Source organism: Micromonospora sp. WMMC250 (genome assembly GCF_027460215.1).
GTDB lineage: Bacteria > Actinomycetota > Actinomycetes > Mycobacteriales > Micromonosporaceae > Micromonospora > Micromonospora taraxaci.
This window is the reverse complement of record NZ_JAPZBJ010000002.1, coordinates 2,624,926-2,642,707: the sequence shown is the minus strand read 5'-3', so window position 1 is coordinate 2,642,707 and position 17,782 is coordinate 2,624,926. Positions and strand designations below refer to the sequence as shown.

Annotated in this window: 17 protein-coding genes; 3 read left to right on the top strand and 14 right to left on the bottom strand. The window is 71.1% G+C overall.

The window, feature by feature from the left end:
- Positions 1–8: 8 nt before the first annotated feature.
- From O3438_RS11445 to O3438_RS11425, 5 genes are all read right to left on the bottom strand, one after another.
- Positions 9–704: a response regulator gene (locus O3438_RS11445; RefSeq protein ID WP_269679951.1), complete on the bottom strand. Its 696-nt coding sequence runs from the start codon at positions 702–704 to the stop codon at positions 9–11.
- Positions 701–2,032, bottom strand: coding sequence for a sensor histidine kinase (locus O3438_RS11440; protein WP_269679950.1), 1,332 nt, complete (start codon positions 2,030–2,032; stop codon positions 701–703). The genes O3438_RS11445 and O3438_RS11440 overlap by 4 nt, the downstream gene beginning before the upstream one ends.
- Positions 2,033–2,210: 178 nt before the next feature.
- Positions 2,211–3,158 carry a permease prefix domain 1-containing protein gene (locus O3438_RS11435; RefSeq protein WP_269679949.1) on the bottom strand — a complete coding sequence of 316 codons (948 nt, stop codon included), beginning with the start codon at positions 3,156–3,158 and terminating at the stop codon, positions 2,211–2,213.
- Positions 3,155–3,496: a PadR family transcriptional regulator gene (locus O3438_RS11430; protein WP_088990384.1), complete on the bottom strand. Its 342-nt coding sequence runs from the start codon at positions 3,494–3,496 to the stop codon at positions 3,155–3,157. The genes O3438_RS11435 and O3438_RS11430 overlap by 4 nt, the downstream gene beginning before the upstream one ends.
- 258 nt (positions 3,497–3,754) lie before the next feature.
- A complete protein-coding gene (locus tag O3438_RS11425) occupies positions 3,755–4,324 on the bottom strand; it encodes a hypothetical protein (RefSeq protein ID WP_269679948.1) in 570 nt (189 codons plus the stop codon).
- Between the two features lie 122 nt (positions 4,325–4,446).
- Here O3438_RS11425 and O3438_RS11420 point away from each other — a divergent pair, with 122 nt between their 5' ends.
- Positions 4,447–5,838 carry a serine/threonine-protein kinase gene (locus O3438_RS11420; protein ID WP_269679947.1) on the top strand — a complete coding sequence of 464 codons (1,392 nt, stop codon included), beginning with the start codon at positions 4,447–4,449 and terminating at the stop codon, positions 5,836–5,838.
- 17 nt (positions 5,839–5,855) lie between these two features.
- Here the strand turns inward: O3438_RS11420 and O3438_RS11415 are convergent, their stop codons facing one another.
- The 3 genes from O3438_RS11415 to O3438_RS11405 all read right to left on the bottom strand — a co-directional run bounded on the left by O3438_RS11415 (position 5,856) and on the right by O3438_RS11405 (position 7,699).
- Positions 5,856–6,404 (bottom strand): hypothetical protein, encoded by a 549-nt coding sequence (locus tag O3438_RS11415; protein WP_269679946.1) that lies wholly within the window; start codon positions 6,402–6,404, stop codon positions 5,856–5,858.
- A gap of 41 nt (positions 6,405–6,445) precedes the next feature.
- Entirely contained in the window at positions 6,446–6,991 is a 546-nt protein-coding gene (locus tag O3438_RS11410) for an RNA polymerase sigma factor (protein WP_269679945.1), read from the bottom strand.
- Between the two features lie 87 nt (positions 6,992–7,078).
- A complete protein-coding gene (locus tag O3438_RS11405) occupies positions 7,079–7,699 on the bottom strand; it encodes an L-threonylcarbamoyladenylate synthase (RefSeq protein WP_269679944.1) in 621 nt (206 codons plus the stop codon).
- Positions 7,700–7,846: 147 nt separating this feature from the next.
- Between O3438_RS11405 and dnaE the strand changes: the two genes are divergently transcribed.
- On the top strand, positions 7,847–11,377 hold the full coding sequence (gene dnaE, locus O3438_RS11400) for a DNA polymerase III subunit alpha (RefSeq protein ID WP_269679943.1): 3,531 nt from the start codon (positions 7,847–7,849) through the stop codon (positions 11,375–11,377).
- Positions 11,378–11,433: 56 nt separating this feature from the next.
- Here dnaE and abc-f read toward each other — a convergent pair whose 3' ends face one another.
- The 6 genes from abc-f to O3438_RS11370 all read right to left on the bottom strand — a co-directional run bounded on the left by abc-f (position 11,434) and on the right by O3438_RS11370 (position 16,298).
- Positions 11,434–13,071, bottom strand: a complete 1,638-nt coding sequence (gene abc-f, locus O3438_RS11395; protein ID WP_269679942.1) for a ribosomal protection-like ABC-F family protein — start codon at positions 13,069–13,071, stop codon at positions 11,434–11,436.
- Positions 13,072–13,330: 259 nt separating this feature from the next.
- Positions 13,331–13,735, bottom strand: coding sequence for a type II toxin-antitoxin system VapC family toxin (locus O3438_RS11390; RefSeq protein ID WP_269679941.1), 405 nt, complete (start codon positions 13,733–13,735; stop codon positions 13,331–13,333).
- Positions 13,732–13,932: a hypothetical protein gene (locus O3438_RS11385; RefSeq protein ID WP_269679940.1), complete on the bottom strand. Its 201-nt coding sequence runs from the start codon at positions 13,930–13,932 to the stop codon at positions 13,732–13,734. The genes O3438_RS11390 and O3438_RS11385 overlap by 4 nt, the downstream gene beginning before the upstream one ends.
- A 94-nt stretch (positions 13,933–14,026) precedes the next feature.
- Positions 14,027–14,722, bottom strand: a complete 696-nt coding sequence (locus tag O3438_RS11380) for a response regulator (RefSeq protein WP_269679939.1) — start codon at positions 14,720–14,722, stop codon at positions 14,027–14,029.
- Positions 14,719–15,621 (bottom strand): sensor histidine kinase, encoded by a 903-nt coding sequence (locus O3438_RS11375; protein ID WP_269679938.1) that lies wholly within the window; start codon positions 15,619–15,621, stop codon positions 14,719–14,721. Before O3438_RS11375 ends, O3438_RS11380 begins: the two co-directional genes overlap by 4 nt.
- The gene (locus tag O3438_RS11370; RefSeq protein ID WP_269679937.1) at positions 15,615–16,298 is read right to left on the bottom strand and encodes a hypothetical protein; all 684 of its coding nucleotides are present in this window, start codon (positions 16,296–16,298) and stop codon (positions 15,615–15,617) included. Before O3438_RS11370 ends, O3438_RS11375 begins: the two co-directional genes overlap by 7 nt.
- A 98-nt stretch (positions 16,299–16,396) precedes the next feature.
- Here O3438_RS11370 and O3438_RS11365 point away from each other — a divergent pair, with 98 nt between their 5' ends.
- Positions 16,397–17,779, top strand: a complete 1,383-nt coding sequence (locus O3438_RS11365; protein WP_269679936.1) for a cation:dicarboxylate symporter family transporter — start codon at positions 16,397–16,399, stop codon at positions 17,777–17,779.
- Positions 17,780–17,782 lie beyond the last annotated feature (3 nt).

Here is a 17,782-nt window from a genome sequence, read left to right as displayed (position 1 = left end):
GACGGCTGTCAGCCCCCGGGCCGGACCACCCCGTTCTCGTAGGCGAACACCACCGCCTGCACCCGGTCGCGCAGGCCGAGTTTGGCCAGGACGCGGCTCACGTGCGTCTTCACCGTCGCCTCGCCCAGGTGGATGGTCGCGGCGATCTCCGCGTTGCTCGATCCGGCGGCGAGCAGCACCAGCACCTCGCGTTCCCGGGGCGTCAGCTCGGCCAGCGCGGCGTCGGCGTCCTGGCCCCGGTGGGCGGTGCCCGCCGGGTCGCCGGGGCGGGCGAACGTGGAGATCACCCGCCGGGTGATCTCCGGGGCGAGCAGGCCGTCACCCCGGGCCAGCACGCGGATCGCCTCGACCAGTTCCTCGGGCGTGCCGTTCTTGAGCAGGAACCCACTGGCCCCGGCCCGCAGCGCGGCGAACAGGTAGTCGTCACGGTCGAACGTCGTGAGGATCAGCACCGCGGGCGCACCGGGCCCGTCGGCGGTGATCTGCCGGGTGGCCTCCAGGCCGTCCATCCCGGGCATCTCCACGTCCATGAGTACGACGTCGGGGCTGGTGGCCCGGGTCATGCTGACGGCGCGTTCGCCGTCGGCGGCCTCACCGACCACCTCGATGTCGTCCTCCACCTCGAGGATGACCCGGAAGCCGGTGCGGACGAGGTGCTGGTCGTCCGCGAGAAGAACCCGAACCGTCTGATCGGCGGTGCTCATGCCCTGCCCACCCTGTCGGCGGTCAGGAGTCGCTCGTCGCCCGGCTGGTGCCGCGTGCCCGCCGCCGAGGCCAGGGGGAAGCGGGCGCGTACCCGCCAACCGCCGCCGGCGCGTGGCCCGACCTCCAGGTCGCCGTCGTGGGCGGTGACCCGTTCGCGCATGCCGATCAGCCCCAGTCCCTCGGTGTTGGTCCGGCCGCCGGTCCGTCCGTCGTCGGTCACGTCGACCTCCACCTCCCGGGCCAGGTACCGGACCCGTACGTCCAACAGACCCGCCCCGGCGTGCTTCAGGGTGTTGGTGACCGCCTCCTGCGTCACCCGGTAGGCCGCCTGCGAGACCGACTCGGGCAACGCGACAGTGTCGCCGTACACCCCGAGGGTTGCCGTCAGGCCCGCGACGCGGGCCCGCTCGACCAGCTCGCCGATCCGCTCGACACCGCCGGCGGCCGGTGGCGCGGCATCGACGCCGGTGGAGGTGGAGGTCCGCAGCACGCCGAGCATGCGACGCAGTTCGTCGACGGCGGTGCGCGCGCTCTGCTCGATGGCGGTGAGTGCGGTGCGGGCCTTGTCCTGGTCGCGGTCGAACACCCGGCGGCAGGCGGACGCCTGCACGCCCATCACCGACACGTGGTGGGCGACCACGTCGTGCAGTTCCCGGGCGATCCGGACCCGTTCGCCGAGCACGGCTCGTTCCCGGGCTTCGGCCTGGGACCGGCGCAGTTCCTCGGCCTGCTCGCGCAGCTCGTGCTCCCGCCGCGCGGCCACCCAGGACGTCTCGCCGAAGAAGTACGCGAAACCGAAGAACAGCCCGTTGACCAGCACGCCGCTGACCATCGCGGCGAGCACCGGGGGCACCGGCCCGACCGCGTCGGAGAAGGCGCCGGGCGGAATGTTCTGGGCCACCAGAGTGTAGGAGATGCCCAGCCAGGCGAACATCGTGACGATCACGCCGATCCGCAGTCGGCGGGCGAGACGACGGTTGCTGCTCCAGGCGCCAACGGAGTAGAGGGCGCTGAACAGGGCCCCCGAGGAGAGTTGGGTCTCCGGGGCGGACCGTGCCTGCGCGGCGATGAACGCCACCGAGATGACCAGCAGGATCGCGGCCGGCCAGCGCCGACGCCACACCAACGGCAGGGTCACCGCGACGGTCCAGAAGAGCTGTTCCAGTCCGGACGGTGGAGGGCCGAGCAGGAACATCCCGGCGCTGCGGGCCAGCGTGAGGCTGACCAGCGCCAGCGCGGTCACCGCCAGCCCGATCCAGAGGTCGTTGCGCCGCTGTTCGGCCGTCGGGCCCGGGCGGCGCCATTCCTCTCGAGATGCCTCGGTCATCCGGGAACGATGCCACGACCGTCTGCCCGCCCGCCGACCGGGCGGCCGGGATGTCGCTGCGCTCACTGCGCGGTCCGGTGCCGCTGCGCTCACGGCGCCGCCGGGGTGTCGCCGCGTCTACGCCGACGGGCGGCGGCCCGACGCGGGGTACGCGCCGGGCCGCCGCCTCGGGTGTCGCTCATGCCGCCTGCTGGCGCGTCTTGCGGGCGGTGTCGACCAGGTCCCAGACCACGACCGCCGCGGTACCCACCGCGATGGCCAGTCCGATGGCCTCCCGGTTGTCCGCCTCCGCGACCCAGCTCAGTCGCTCACCCAGGGCCGGGTTGAGCAGCCGGTCGGAGAGCGCCAGCCACGCCAGCGGCACCGAGAACGCCAGGTTGAGCAGCGCCTTGACGCCGAACAGGCCCCAGGTCCACCGGCCGATCCGGTACTTCACGACCTCGAAGATGACGCTGAGGACCAGCACCACGATCAGCGCCGGCAGCCAGAACGACCAGAGGGCCGGGTCGAGGAGCGGGATGTTCTCGCCGTCGGTGCCCCGAACCCAGGACCGGTAGTGCTGGAACGGCAGGTAGCCGATGGTCAGCACCAGCATGATCACGGACGCGATGGTGTCGGCGAGGGGGATGCCCCGGTGTGCCGGGGTGTCGGGCAGTTGGTCGACGGTCCACTCCGGCAGGGCCACCGGCGCCTGGGTGCGGTCGATGATGGCGAAGGTCAGGGTGAGCCAGAAGGTGATCTGGATGGCCACCTGCATGGCCACGACGAGGCCCGGCCCGATGGCGCCGAAGCCCTTTCCTTCGGCGGCCTCGACCACTGTGACGACCGTGCCGACGAGCGCCGGAATGAAGCTGAGCAGCAGCTTCAGCAGTCGCAGCCAGAGCAGGTAGTAGGTCGGGCCGATCAGCTGCAACCGGCGGTCGGCGTACCGGGCGGCCAGCCTGTCGGGGTCGCCCAGCTCGGTGAGCACCTCCCGCTCGGCGGTGGTGGCGTCCTGGCCGCCATCGGTCCGGCCCTCGATCATGTCGTCGATGGAGGCGCGCAGCTCGCTCGCGATCTCGTCGCGGCGCGGGGCGGGCACCGAGCGCAGGGTGGCGGCGAGGTAGCGGTCGGTCAGGGTGTTCATCTGTCCACTCCTTGGATCAGCCCGGTGACGGAGGTCTGCACGGCGGCGAGGTCGTCCAGTAGCCGGCTCAGCATCGACTCGCCCTCGTCGCTGGTCCGGTAGAACTTGCGCGGCCGGCTCTCCTCGGTGTTCCACTCGCTGGTCAGCAGCCCCTGGTCCTCCAGGCGGCGCAGCAGCGGATAGAGGGTGTTGGCGTCCACCGGGAAGCCGTGCTCGGTGAGCCGTTGTAGCAGTGCGTAGCCGTAGTCAGGTCGGCGTAGCGCGACCAGGCTGGCCACCACGACGGTGCCTCGACGCAATTCCTGTAGGTGCGTCCGTAGAACGTCCTCGCTAACCATGTGTCACACCATACTGTGTGGCACACAGTGTTGTCTACGGAGATAACGTCGCGTCTGCTGGGGGTGTCCGATGCGGCCCGCCTGCCCTGCGCGTCCCGCCCGGCGGAGACTGTTGTTCACCCCCCTTTGCTCTGCTGCTGCGGATGCGCCAGGGTGGTGCCGCAGGGTGGTGCCGCAGGGTGGTGCCTCCAGGGCAGCAGAGCAAAGGAGGCGAACGGGGCGCCCGGACCGCACCGAACGCCCCGCAGAAAGCCCTGGTCAGCAGGCCGTTCCCTGCCGGAAGTTGCGCTCGACGAAGCTGGCCGGCCCGACCTGGAAGTAGCCGACGCCCGGCCGGATCGGGTGCCCGGTGAACAGCTCCACCCGCGAGCCGACCCGCACCAGGTACGCCTCGGCGTCCCCCGCGTCGTTGCGGATCAGTGAACCCCGCCGCCCGTAGATCTCCTCCAGTTCGGCGAAGGACATGCCGACCGACGCCCCGGCGGGGGAGTGCGGCGGCGCGGTGGCCGTACCGACCTCCACCAGTCGGCCGTCGCGGAAGGCCAGGAGGATCACGCCGGCCCAGGAGCCGGTCGCGCCGGCGTGCACCACCCCGCCGCAGGCCGGCGCGGTCCAGTCGATGTGCCCGGCCGCGGTGAGCGCCGCCAGGCTGGCACCGATCCGGTACGCGCCGGCGCCCGCCACGCTGAGCACCTGCGGGTGCTGGTGCCCGACGGTCGGAGCGGAGCCGACCGGAGCTGCCGCCGCTGCCGGACCGGCGACGGTGACCGGGACGAGCGTGCCGAGCGTCAGCAGGGCGGCGGTGACGAGGATCGACTGTCGTTTCATGGCGTTCTCCTTCGGTGACGAGGTGTCCTGCCCTGTTAGTCACCGCGCCGGAGCCAACGGTTCGTGAGGTTCACGCCCGGTCCGGTCTACTGTGCAGAGAAACGCCGGCCGGGGGTGACACCGTGACGGCTCCGCTGCGGATCGGGCCCTACGCCGTCGAGCGACTGCTCGGCGTCGGGTCGTTCGCGACGGTCTGGTTGGGCTACGACGCGGTCCTCGACACCCGCGTCGCGATCAAGGTGCTGGCCGAGAACTGGAGCCACGACCTGCGGGTGCGGGAACGCTTCCTGGACGAGGCCCGGTTGCTGCGCCGACTGGAACACGAGCGAGTGATCCGGGTGCACACCGTCGGCGAGTTGCCCGACGGCCGCCCGTACGCGGTCCTGGCCTGGGCGGACCGGGGGAGCCTGCGGGACCGCCTGGCCGCCGGCGAGATCCCCGCGTCCTCGGCGCTGCGGCTGCTCGCCGAGGTCTGCGCCGGGGTCGCCGTGCTGCACCGACACGGCGTCGTGCACCGTGACCTCACCCCTGGCAACATCCTGTTCCGTTCCGTCGGCCCGGACGCCGAACAGGTGCTGATCGCCGACCTCGGCCTCGCGAAGGCGCTCGCCGCCGCCTCGGGGCTGACCGCCCGGGCCGGCACCCCCGGGTACATGGCCCCGGAGCAGGACGACCCGGGCGCTGTGGTCGACACCCGCGCCGACGTGTACGGGCTCGGCCGGCTCGGCATCCGACTGCTGGCCGTCGACCCGCCGGACGGGAGGCCGGCCGACCCCGAAGGGTTTCGGCGTCCCCCGCAGATCCGCCTCCGGACGGGCGTGCCACCCGCGGTCGCGGCCGTGCTCGTCCGGGCCACCGCGTACCAACCGGCCGACCGTTACCCGGACGCCTCCTCGCTGCACGACGCGCTGGCCCGCGCCTGCGCTTCGGCGGAGCGGGTGCTCGGTACGACCTGCCGGCGTCGGTACCTGTCGCGGCTGGTCGGGGCCGTCGTCGTGACCGTCCTCGTGGTGGGTGGGGTGAGTGCCGAGCCCGGCGGTGCCGGGTCGGGTCGGCCGGTCGTCGGCACGTACACCGCCGGGCCGCTCACCGTGGCGTTGCCGGCCGGCTGGTCGGCAACGGGAACCACCTGGGCCGGCCAGTTCGATGCCGGCGGCGAACCGGAACCGGCGCTGGTGATGTCGCCGCAACCTCGCCGCTGGGCCGCCGACCCCCGGCTGCCCGGCGCGTTCGTCGGTCTCTCCGCCGCCACGGCGGCCCGCACCACACCGGCCGGATTCCTGGCCGAGCGGACGCACGGGGAGTGCACGCCCGCCCCGGCTCGCACCACCCGCCAGGCGGGCGTCGAGTGGACGGTGGTGGCATACCGCTGCGAGCAGGGTCGGCCGCGGATCGTCGAATCCGCCGGCCTGCATCCCGGCCGGGCAGCCCTGGTGTACGTGCAGATCGTGCCACCGGAGCACGCCGCCTTCGAGTTCGTGGACGCCGTTCTCGCCGGAGTGCGGGTCGGCTAGGTACGCCCGGCGGCGCGCTAACGGACCACCACGGTGATGGTGTGCGCGCGGTCGTCCTTGGGGATCGTGACGGCGACGGTGCCGGGCCGAACGAACCGGATGTCCACCACCCCGGCCTCGTAGTGCTGCGAGACCAGCTCCGGCCGGTCCACCGTGACCAGGCCGGGCCCGATTCCCTGGATGCGCAGCACCGCGCCGGTGGCGAAGCAGAGCGACCGCAGCAGCTCCAGTTCGGTGTCGGCCACCGGCAGGTCGTAGCGGACCGCGCCGAGGCAGCTGCTGGTCGGTGTGGTCGGTGACGGAATCGGTCGCGGTGGCGTACCCCGGGTCCTGCTCGGCGCGGGCGGCATCGGCGCCTCGGCGGCCGGCGGCGGCCGAGTTGCCGACCGGCTGGTGCCGGGCGTCACCGACGGTGTGGGTGGAGACGCCACCGCCGACGTCGACGCCGACGGTCCGGGTGGCTGTACGGGCAGCGGCGAGACCGCGTCGCTGCCGCAGGCGGCGACGGCCACGGTGGCCGCGAAAGCGGTGACGACGCGGCGGGCGGCCCGGCGCAGCGGAATCACCCGGCCCTCCCTCCCCCCGATCGTCGACGCGTCTCGCGGACTCAGCCCGAGTTGGTGCCGAGCCGTTGTCGGACCTGGTGGCGGGCCAGGTGCAACCGCGACTTCACAGTGCCCACCGGCACGTCGAGCAACTCGGCGATCTCGGGATAGCTCAGCCCGAGAACGTCCCGTAGGGCCACGACCTCGGCGAGGTCGGGGCGGACGGCGTCGAAGGCGTCGAGCAGGTCGAGGCGGGTGCCCGCGACCACGCTCGTCCGTCGAGGGTCGGCCCTATCGGGTAGTGGTACGCCGTCGGCCTCCAACCGGCAGCGGCGGCGCAGTGCGCGGTACGTCGAGCGGGCCCGGTTGGCGGCGAGCCGGTGCAGCCAGGTGCGGAACGAGGAGCGTCCCTCGAACCGGGTGATGCCGTTGGCCAGGGCCAGCAGGGTGTCCTGGCAGGCCTCTTCGGCGTCCTCCCGATGGGGCAGGAACCGGGCGCACAACCGCAGCGCCTCGGGGCGTACCGCGCGCAGCAGGGCGTCCAGCGCCGCCGGGTCGCCGCGCGCGGCGGACCGGGCCAGGGCGTCGATGTCGTCCGCGTCGGGCATGCCGGGTGTCCAATGCTCGCCGGTGCCGATCCCCGAGCGTACGGCGGGCGGTGCCGCGACGCCCCCGTACGGTCCGGCACCCGACGGCTATTCGAAGCGGGACACGTCGCCGGCGCCCCGGCGCAGGATCTCCGGCTCCGGGCCGGACAGGTCGATCACGGTCGTCGGCTCCATGCCGCAGTCGCCGGCGTCGAGCACCGCGTCGACCTGGTGGTCGAGCCGTTCCTTGATCTCCCAGCCCTGGGTCATCGGCTCGTCGTCGCCGGGCAGGACCAGGGTGCTCGACACCAGCGGCTCGCCCAGCTCGGCCAGCAACGCCTGGGTGACGGTGTGTCGGGGTACGCGTACGCCGACGGTGCGCTTCTTCGGGTGCAGCATCCGGCGCGGCACCTCACGGGTGGCCGGCAGGATGAACGTGTAGCTGCCCGGGGTGGACGCCTTCACCAGGCGGAAGACCGAGTTGCTGATCTGGACGAACTGACCGAGCTGCGCGAAGTCCCGGCAGATGAGCGTGAAGTGGTGCCGGTCGTCGAGGTGACGGATCTGGCGGATCCGGTCCAGCCCGTCCTGGTTGCCCAGCTGGATGCCGAGCGCGTAGCAGGAGTCCGTCGGGTAGGCGACCAGCCCGCCACCGCGGATCAGGTCGGCGACCTGGCCGATGATCCGGGGCTGGGGGTTCTCCGGGTGTACGTCGTAGTACCTCGCCATCCTGCGAGCCTAGGCGCATCCGCGACCGGGCAGGAGACGAGGGCCACGACCGTCGGCGCGGACGGTGGAGCCGCCGAGATCACCTCGGTAGGGTAGGTCCCGGTCGGCTCCGACCACCAAGATCCACACCGCCGGGGGGCGCCACGCATGGCCGATTCGTTCGCGCATCTGCACGTGCACACGGAATACTCGATGCTCGACGGAGCGGCCCGACTGAAGGACCTGTTCGCCGAGGCCAACCGGCTCGGCATGTCCGCCGTGGCGATCACCGACCACGGCAACATGCACGGCGCGAACGACTTCTACAACCAGGCGATGGCCGCCGGGATCACGCCGATCCTGGGTGTCGAGGCGTACGTGGCGCCGGAGTCGCGCTATCACAAGGCGCGGGTCAAGTGGGGTCGGCCGGAGCAGAAGAGCGACGACATCTCCGGTAACGGCGCGATCACCCACAAGACGATGTGGGCGAAGAACGCGCAGGGTCTGAAGAACCTGTTCACCCTCAACTCGCGGGCGTCCATGGAGGGGCACTACGTCAAGTGGCCCCGGATGGACATGGAGCTGATCGCCGAGCACGCCGAGGGGATCATGGCCACCACCGGCTGCCCGTCCGGCGCGGTGCAGACCCGGCTGCGCCTGGGCCAGTTCGACGAGGCGCTCAAGGTCGCCGCGAGCTACCAGGACATCTTCGGCAAGGACAACTACTTCCTGGAGATCATGGATCACGGCCTCTCCATCGAGAGCCGGGTCCGTGAGGGGCTCACCGAGATCGCCCGCAAGCTGGACATCCCGCCGGTCGTCACGAACGACTCGCACTACACCCACGAGGCGCAGGCGACCGCGCACGACGTGCTGCTCTGTGTGCAGACCGGCAGCAACATCGACGATCCGAACCGGTTCCGGTTCGAGGGTGGCGGCTACTTCATCAAGAGCGCCGACCAGATGCGCGCCGTGGACTCGTCGGAGCTGTGGCAGGAGGGCTGCCGCAACACTCTGCTGGTCGCCGAGAAGGTCGACCCGAAGGGCATGTTCGAGTTCCACAACCTGATGCCGCGTTTCCCGGTGCCCGAGGGCGAGACCGAGGAGTCCTGGTTCCGCAAGGAGACCTTCGCCGGCCTGGGCCGCCGTTACCCGAACGGCATTCCGGAGGGGCACGTCGTCCAGGCGGAGTACGAGCTGGGCGTCATCAACCAGATGGGCTTCCCGTCGTACTTCCTCGTGGTCGCCGACTTCATCCAGTGGGCCAAGAGCCAGGGCATCTCGGTGGGTCCGGGTCGTGGTTCGGCCGCCGGCTCGCTCGTCGCGTACGCGCTGGGCATCACCGACCTCGACCCGATCCAGCACGGCCTGATCTTCGAGCGGTTCCTGAACCCCGAGCGGGTCTCCATGCCGGATGTCGACATCGACTTCGACGAGCGTCGGCGCGGTGAGGTGATCAAGTACGTCACCGACAAGTGGGGTGAGGACAAGGTCGCCCAGATCGCCACGTTCGGCACGATCAAGGCGAAGGCCGCGATCAAGGACTCGGCCCGGGTCCTCGGCTACCCGTACGCGGTCGGCGACCGGATCACCAAGGCGATGCCGCCGGCGGTGATGGGCAAGGACATCCCGCTCACCGGCATCTTCGACACCAAGCACCCCCGGTACGCCGAGGCCGGCGAGATCCGTGGCCTGTACGACTCCGACCCGGACGTCCGCAAGGTGATCGACACCGCGAAGGGCATCGAGGGGCTGATCCGGCAGACCGGTGTGCACGCCGCCGGCGTCATCATGTCCGCCGAGCCGATCATCGAGCACATCCCGTTGATGCGCCGCGACGCCGACGGGGCGATCATCACGCAGTTCGACTACCCGACCTGCGAGTCGCTCGGGCTGCTGAAGATGGACTTCCTCGGCCTGCGCAACCTGACGATCATCGACGACGCGGTCAAGAACATCGAGCTGAACCACGGCCTCAAGCTCGACCTGCTGGCGCTGCCGTTGGACGACCCGGCCGCGTACGAGCTGCTGGCCCGGGGCGACACCCTGGGCGTGTTCCAGCTCGACGGTGGGCCGATGCGGTCGCTGCTGCGGTTGATGAAGCCGGACAACTTCGAGGACATCTCCGCCGTCCTGGCGCTGTACCGGCCCGGCCCGATGGGCGTCGACTCGCACACCAACTACGCGCTGCGCAAGAACGGCCTCCAGGAGATCACGCCGATCCACCCGGAGCTGGAGGAGCCGCTGCGGGAGATCCTGGCACCCACCCACGGCCTGATCGTCTACCAGGAGCAGGTGCAGCGCGCCGCGCAGATCCTCGCCGGTTACAGCCTCGGTCAGGCGGACCTGCTGCGCCGGGCCATGGGTAAGAAGAAGAAGGAGATCCTCGACAAGGAGTTCATCCCGTTCCGGGACGGCTGCCGCGAGCGCGGCTACTCCGACGAGGCGATCCAGGCGGTGTGGGACGTCCTGGTGCCGTTCGCCGGGTACGCGTTCAACAAGGCGCACTCCGCCGCGTACGGCCTGGTCTCCTACTGGACGGCGTACCTGAAGGCGCACTACCCGGCGGAGTACATGGCCGGGCTGCTGACGTCCGTCGGTGACGACAAGGACAAGATGGCGCTCTACCTGTCCGAGTGTCGCCGGATGCGCATCCAGGTGCTGCCGCCGGACGTGAACACCTCGGCCGGGCCGTTCACCCCGGTCGGCAAGGACATCCGCTTCGGCCTGGCGGCGGTCCGCAACGTCGGCGCGAACGTGGTCGCCTCGATCATGCGGTGCCGCGAGGAAAAGGGCGAGTACGCCGACTTCTACGACTTCCTGTCCAAGGTGGACGCGGTGGTCTGCAACAAGAAGACCATCGAATCGCTGATCAAGGCGGGTGCGTTCGACTCTCTCGACCACCCCCGCAAGGGCCTGCTCGCGGTCCACGCCGACGCCATCGACGCGTACGCCGACGTCAAGCGCAAGGAGGCGGTCGGCCAGTACGACCTGTTCGGCGCGGGCTTCGGTGACGCCGACACCGGCAGCACGACGGTGATGCCGGTGATCGGTGACAGCGAGTGGGACAAGCGCGACAAGTTGGCCTTCGAGCGGGAGATGCTCGGCCTGTACGTCTCCGACCACCCGCTGTTCGGTCTGGAGCACATCCTCGGCGCCGCGGCCGACACCACCATCGCGTCCCTGGCCGAGGACGGCGCGGTGCCCGACGGGGCGGTGGTCACCCTCGCCGGCATCCTCTCCGGGGTGCAGCGCCGGGTCACCAAGCAGGGCCGGGCCTGGGCCTCGGCCACGCTGGAGGACCTGGCGGGTGGGGTGGAGGCGCTGTTCTTCCCCAACACCTACGAGGTGATCGGGCAGTACATCGCCGAGGACGCCATCGTGGTGGTCAAGGGGCGGGTGGACCGCCGCGACGACACCCCCCGGATCATGGCGATGGACATGTCCATGCCGGACGTCAGCACCAGCGCCACCAACAAGCCCGTCACCCTCACCATCCCGGTGCACCGCTGCACGCCGCCACTGATGGAGAAGCTCAAGGAAACCCTGGTGCTGCACCCCGGCGACACCGAGGTGCACGTCAAACTCCTCAACGGCGGGCGCACCACCACCCTGCGGCTGGGCCCGTTCCGGGTGGCGGCGACGACAGCGCTGATGGGTGACCTGAAGAGCGTCCTCGGGCCCGCCAACGTGAGCTGACCGATTCGCGGTCCGGCCGGCGTCGTCGCCGGCCGGGCCACGAACGGTCGCCGGGCTCAGTCCCGGTCGGGGGCGGCGATCTCCCGCAGCTGGCCGTCGGCCAGTCGCAGCCAGCGCTGCACGCCGATCTCGGCGAGGAACCGTTCGTCGTGGCTGACCACCACGAACGCGCCCTGGTACGCGGTCAGCGCGCTCTCCAGTTGACCGACGCTGACCAGGTCCAGGTTGTTCGTCGGCTCGTCGAGCAGCAGCAGTTGCGGCGCCGGCTCGGCACACAGCACACAGGCGAGGGTCGCGCGCAACCGCTCACCGCCGGAGAGCACCCCGACCGGCAGGTTGACCCGGGCGCCCCGGAACAGGAACCGGGCCAGCAGGTTCATCCGCCTGGCGTCCGGCAGGCTCGGCGCGTACGCGGCGAAGTTCTCCGCCACCGTCCGGTCGAGGTCCAGCAGGTCCAGCCGCTGCGACAGGTACGCGATCCGCCCGTCGGCCCGCCGGATCTCGCCACCGGCCGGTTCGAGGTCGCCGTTGACGAGGCGCAGCAGTGTCGACTTGCCCACGCCGTTCGCCCCGGTGAGCGCGATCCGTTCCGGACCTCGGATCACCAGGTCGGCCCCGTCGCCGCCGAACAGGTCCCGGTCGTCGAATCGGGCCCGCATCCCCGTACCGGTGAAGACCGTCCGTCCAGCCGGGACTGTCGTATCCGGCAGGTCCACGACGATCCGGTCCTCCTCGCGGACCGCCCGGCCGGCCTCGTCCAGTCGGGCCTTGGCCTGTCCGAGCCGGCTGGAGTGCGTTTCCTGGGCCTTGCCCGCGGACTCCTGCGCGCTGCGCTTGAGCCCGCCCGCGACGATCCGGGCCAGCCCGGCGTTCTTCAGGTTCTTCGAGGCGTTGCTGGCCCGCCGGTCGGCCCGCTCCCGGGCCTGCTGCATCTCCCGCTTCTCCCGCTTCACCTCCTGCTCGGCGTTGCGTAGGTTGCTCTCGGCCACCTCCCGCGCCGCCTGCACCGCCTCGGTGTACGCGGTGAAGTTGCCCCCGAACCAGCGGATCTCGCCGCGCTCCAGCTCGGCGATCCGGTCCATCCGATCCAGCAGCTCCCGGTCGTGGCTGACCAGCAGCAGGCACCCGGACCAGTCGGTGAGCACGTCGTAGAGCTTGTGCCGGGCTTCCAGGTCGAGGTTGTTGGTCGGCTCGTCGAGCAGCAGCACGTCCGGGCGTCGGAGCAGTTGCGCCGCCAGCCCGAGGGAGACCACCTGACCGCCGCTGAGCGTGTGCAGCGGCCGGTCGAGTTCCAGGTCACCGAGGCCGAGCCGGTCCAGTTCGGCGCGGGTGCGCTCCTCGATGTCCCAGTCGTCGCCGATGGTGGCGAAGTGCTCCTCGCCGGCGTCGCCGGCCTCGATGGCGTGCAGTGCCGCGATCCGCTCGGCGACGCCGAGCACCTGCGCCACGGCCAGGTCGCCGGCCAGGGGGAGGGTCTGCGGGAGGTAGCCGAGCAGGCCGTCGACGGTGACGCTGCCGCCGCTGGGCCGCAGCTCTCCGGCGATCAGCCGCAGCAGGGTGCTCTTGCCGGCGCCGTTGGGCGCGACCAGCCCGGTGCGACCGCCGGGCACGGTGAAGGACAGCTCCGAGAAGACCGGGGTGTCGTCCGGCCAGGAGAAGGACAGGTTCGAGCAGACGATGAACGCATCAGACATGCGAGTGACCTCATGGGGTGGGCTGGGCGCGTTCGAGCACGCCCGACGACAAACGGGACCGGTGGAACGACGTCATGGCCACCGCGGCTGCGCGAAACGCGCCGAACCGATGGCCGCACACATCCGGTCTCACCCGGAGATGTCGTCGTCACCCGCCATGTCTGGTCTCCCTGGTCGTACCGCTGACCCAACGGGCCCAGTCTAACAACGGATCTTCACCCCGCCACAGGGTTCCCGGCCTGCCCCGGCATAGAGGAGGCTAGGAGACGTCGAAGAGGCGCAGCCCGTCGTACTCGGCGAAGTCGGCGAAATCCTTGCCATTGAACGTCGCGAGCGGTAGCCGGTCGACAAGGCAGCACGCTGCGATCCACGAGTCGTTGGTCGGCCGGGGCCGCCCACGGTGCTGAGCTCGCGCCTGAAGATGCCCCCAGGTCACCGCCACGGCCTCGTCGAAGGGCAGCAGGACGATCCCCGACCGCCAGTGCGCGAGATCAGCCAACTTGCGCGGCCCCCAACTGCGCAGTGCCGTCCACTTGGTCAGTTCGCCGAGCGTCACGAAGGTCACGCAGAGGGTCTTACCGGTCAAACGGGCTCGGAGAGGGTCCGACAGCCGCCCGCGAAGGATTGCCGACGCCACGTCGGTGTCGAGAACGACGAGGCTCACGCGGCGCCGGCCCGCCGGGAGGCGTACAGGTCGGCGAGGAATTCGTCCAACTCGTCGTCTGACTCGAACAGATAGGGGCGCGCCAGGTCGTCCACGGAGGCGACAGGTCGAACGCCCTGGCGGCGAGCCAACTCCTCGGCTGGGACATGCTCGGCCGTTGGCCACTCGGGCATGCGCTCCGCATTACTCGACGCCACGGCTCACCTCCTGGTTGTCGTCTGGTCGATTGTCCCACTCTCTCCGTCGACTGAGCGCCTCTCGCGGCGGTGTCGGGTCGACGTTTCGTCCTGCTCACCGGGACCGGTACTCGACCTCGGGGCGGCCGGGGGTGCCGTAGCGGGGGGTTCGGACTGCCCTGTCGATGGTCACCAGGTATTCCAGGTAGCGGCGGGCGGTCACCCGGGAGATGCCGGTCGCCGCGCTCACCTCGGTCGCCGACAGCCCCACCTGGGCGCCGGTCCCGTCGCTGAGGGCGGCGCGTACCCGATTGAGGGTCTGCGCGTCGAGACCCTTGGGCAGGCTGTGCCCGGCGGTGCCGCGCAGGGTGGCGAACATCCGGTCCACGTCGTGCTGGGCGGCCACCTCACCGTCGGCGAGCGCCTGGGCGCGGTAGTCCGCGTACCGCTCCAGCTTGTCGCGGAACGCGGCGAACGTGAACGGTTTGAGCAGGTAGTGCGTCACGCCGAGGGACACCGCGGTCCGCACCACAGCCAGGTCCCGCGCGGAGGTCACCGCGAGCACGTCGACGCTGCTGCCGGCCGCGCGCAGCGCCCGGCAGACGTCCAGGCCGTGCAGGTCGGGCAGGCGAAAATCCAGGAGTACGAGGTCCACGTCGCCGCCGTCGTTGGCCCGCAGCGCCGCCATCGCCGCCCGCGCGGTGTGCGCCACACCGACGACCACGAAACCGGGAACCCGTTCGGTGTACGCGCTGTGCGCCTCTGCCAGCAGCGGCTCGTCCTCGACGATCAGCACCCGGATGTCGCTCATGACCGCCCGTCCGGCAGTCGGACGGTGAACAGGCTGCCGCCGTCGTCCGAGCGGGTCACCTCGGCGCTACCGCCGTGTCGGCGGACCACCTGCCCGACCAGGGCCAGACCAAGGCCCCGCCCGGTGCTCTTGGTGGACCAGCCCCGCCGGAACGCGTCCGCCACCCGTTCCGGGGCCAGCCCGGGCCCGCTGTCGGCGACCCGGATGACCAGCTCGTCGTCGGCAGCGCCGACGAACACCCGTACGCGTCGAGGCGCGGGTGTGCCGGCCACCGCCTCCAGGGCGTTGTCGACCAGGTTGCCGACCACGGTGAGCAGGTCGCCGGTCGGCAGTGGGCTGTCGTCGAGTCGGCAGTCCGGCTCGACGACCAGGTCCACCCCGCGCTCGCCGGCCTGCGCGGACTTGCCCAGCAGCAGCGCGGCCAGCGCCGGTTCGGTCACCGCGCCGACCACCCGGTCGGTCAGTTGCTGGGCGAGGGCCAGGTCCCGGGTGCCGAGCCGGACGGCCTCGTCGGCGCGACCCAACTCCACCAGGGTCAGCACCGTGTGCAGCCGGTTGGCCGACTCGTGGGTCTGCGCCTGCAACGCCTCGGTCAACGCGCGCACCGAGTCCAGCTCACTGGCCAGGGTGCGCAGCTCGGTCTGGTCCCGCAGGGTCAACACGGTGCCGAGCACGGCGCCCTCGAAGCGGGTGGTCAGCTGGTTGGCGACGAGAACCCGGTCACCGGCGAGGATCGGCTCGTCGCGGGCGTCGCGCCCGGAGTCGAGCAACTCGGCCACCGCCGGCGGCAGGTCGATCCCGGCGACCGGCTGGTCGGTCACCGGCGCGTCCGCGTCGAGGCCCAGCAGGCGGCGCCCCTCGTCGTTGACCAGCGCCACCCGCCGGTCGGTGGTCAGCACCACGAGACCCTCGCGACGGAGTGCAGGACCGCGTCGTAGTACTCGTACATGCGGGTCATCTGCGCCGGGCCCAGACCGTGGGTCTGGCGGCGAAGCCGGCGACTGAGCAGCCACGAGCCGGTCGCGGCGAGAGCCAGGGCGGGCGCGGCCACACCGAACAGCACCGGCAACTGGCGCAGCAGCTTACGGTCGATCGCCCGGGTGGTGATGCCCACCGAGACCAGGCCGACGATGCGCCGTTGCTCGTCGTACACCGGGACCACCGCGCGCACCGACTCGCCCAGCGTGCCGACGTTCGTGGTGGTGAACGGGCGGCCCGCCAGTGCGGGCTCGATGTCGCCGACGAACGGTTTGCCGATCTGGTCCCGGGTCGGGTGCGAGAAACGGGTGCGGTCGGGGGCCATCACCACCACGAAGTTGGTGCCCGTCGCCTTGCGGGTGGATTCGGCGTACGGCTGTAGGACGCGCGCCGGGTCGGCGGTCGTGAGGGCCGCGCGGACGTCGGGGGAGCCGGCCACGGTCTGCGCCACCGCCAGCACCTCCTCCTGGGCGGCCTGGCGGGAGTCGCTGCGGGCCAGCCAGACGGCGCCCGCCGCGCCGGCCAGCACGAGCAGCGTCACCACCACCGCCTGGAGGGCGAAGAGCTGCCCCGCGATGCTCCACTGGCGTCGGGCCACCCTTCCACACCTCCTTCGTGCGCCGCCGCTGTCGCGGTCGCGGTGAACAGAATGACCGCAAGGCTGTCAACGGGTGAGAGGCACTTCACATTGTTGACATGGACACCGAATCCACCACCTCGGCGGCACCCCCCGTCCGCCGGGACCGTACCCGTTACCTCTACCTGGCCGTCATCGTGGCCGTGCTCGCCGGCATCGTCGTCGGCCTGGTCGCCCCCGATTTCGGCAAGGAACTCAAGCCGATCGGCACCGGCTTCGTCAACCTGATCAAGATGATGATCAGCCCGGTCATCTTCTGCACCATCGTGCTCGGCGTCGGCTCCGTGCGGCAGGCCGCGAAGGTCGGCACGGTGGGCGGTCTCGCCCTCGGCTACTTCCTGACCATGTCGACGGTCGCGCTCGCCATCGGCCTGGTGGTCGGCAACCTCATCCACCCCGGCTCCGGTCTCGACCTCGGCCAGGACCTCGCGGGCGCGGGCAAGGCCGCCGCCGGCGACGAGGCCGGCGGGACGGCGGACTTCCTGCTCGGGATCATCCCGACCACGCTGCTTTCCGCCCTCACCGAGGGCGAGGTGCTCCAGACGCTGCTGGTGGCCCTGCTGGTCGGCTTCGCCGTGCAGGCCATGGGTCGGCGCGGTGGGCCGGTGCTCGGCGCGATCGCCGTCATCCAGCGGGTCGTGTTCAAGGTGCTCGCCATGATCATGTGGCTGGCGCCGGTCGGCGCGTTCGGGGCGATGGCCGCCGTGGTCGGGGCGACCGGAGTGGACGCCCTCAAGAGCCTCGCCCAGATCATGCTCGGCTTCTACGCGACCTGCCTGATCTTCGTGCTGGTGGTCCTGGGCGCGCTGCTCTGGTTCGTGGCCCGGATCTCGATCTTCTCGCTGCTGCGTTACCTGGGCCGGGAGTTCCTGCTGATCCTGTCGACCTCGTCGTCGGAGTCGGCGTTGCCGCGGCTGATCGCGAAGATGGAGCACTTCGGGGTCAGCAAGCCGGTCGTCGGCATCACCGTGCCGACCGGTTACTCCTTCAACCTGGACGGCACGGCGATCTACCTGACGATGGCGTCGCTGTTCATCGCCGACGCGCTGGGCAAGCCGCTCTCGATCGGCGAGCAGGTCTCGCTGCTCCTGTTCATGATCATTGCCTCGAAGGGTGCCGCCGGGGTCACCGGCGCCGGGCTGGCGACGCTGGCCGGCGGTCTTCAGTCGCACCGGCCGGACCTCGTCGACGGGGTCGGCCTGATCGTCGGCATCGACCGGTTCATGTCCGAGGCGCGGGCGTTGACGAACTTCGCGGGCAACGCCGTGGCGACAGTGCTGGTGGGGACGTGGACCGGGGAGTTCGACCGGGACCGGGCAGCCGAGGTGCTGCGCGGTGACGACCCGTTCGACGAGGCCACGATGCTCGACGACCACGACGACTCGGACGAGGACGAGACGTCGGCACGACGGTCCACCCAGGAGGCCGGCGTTCCGGCCTGACGT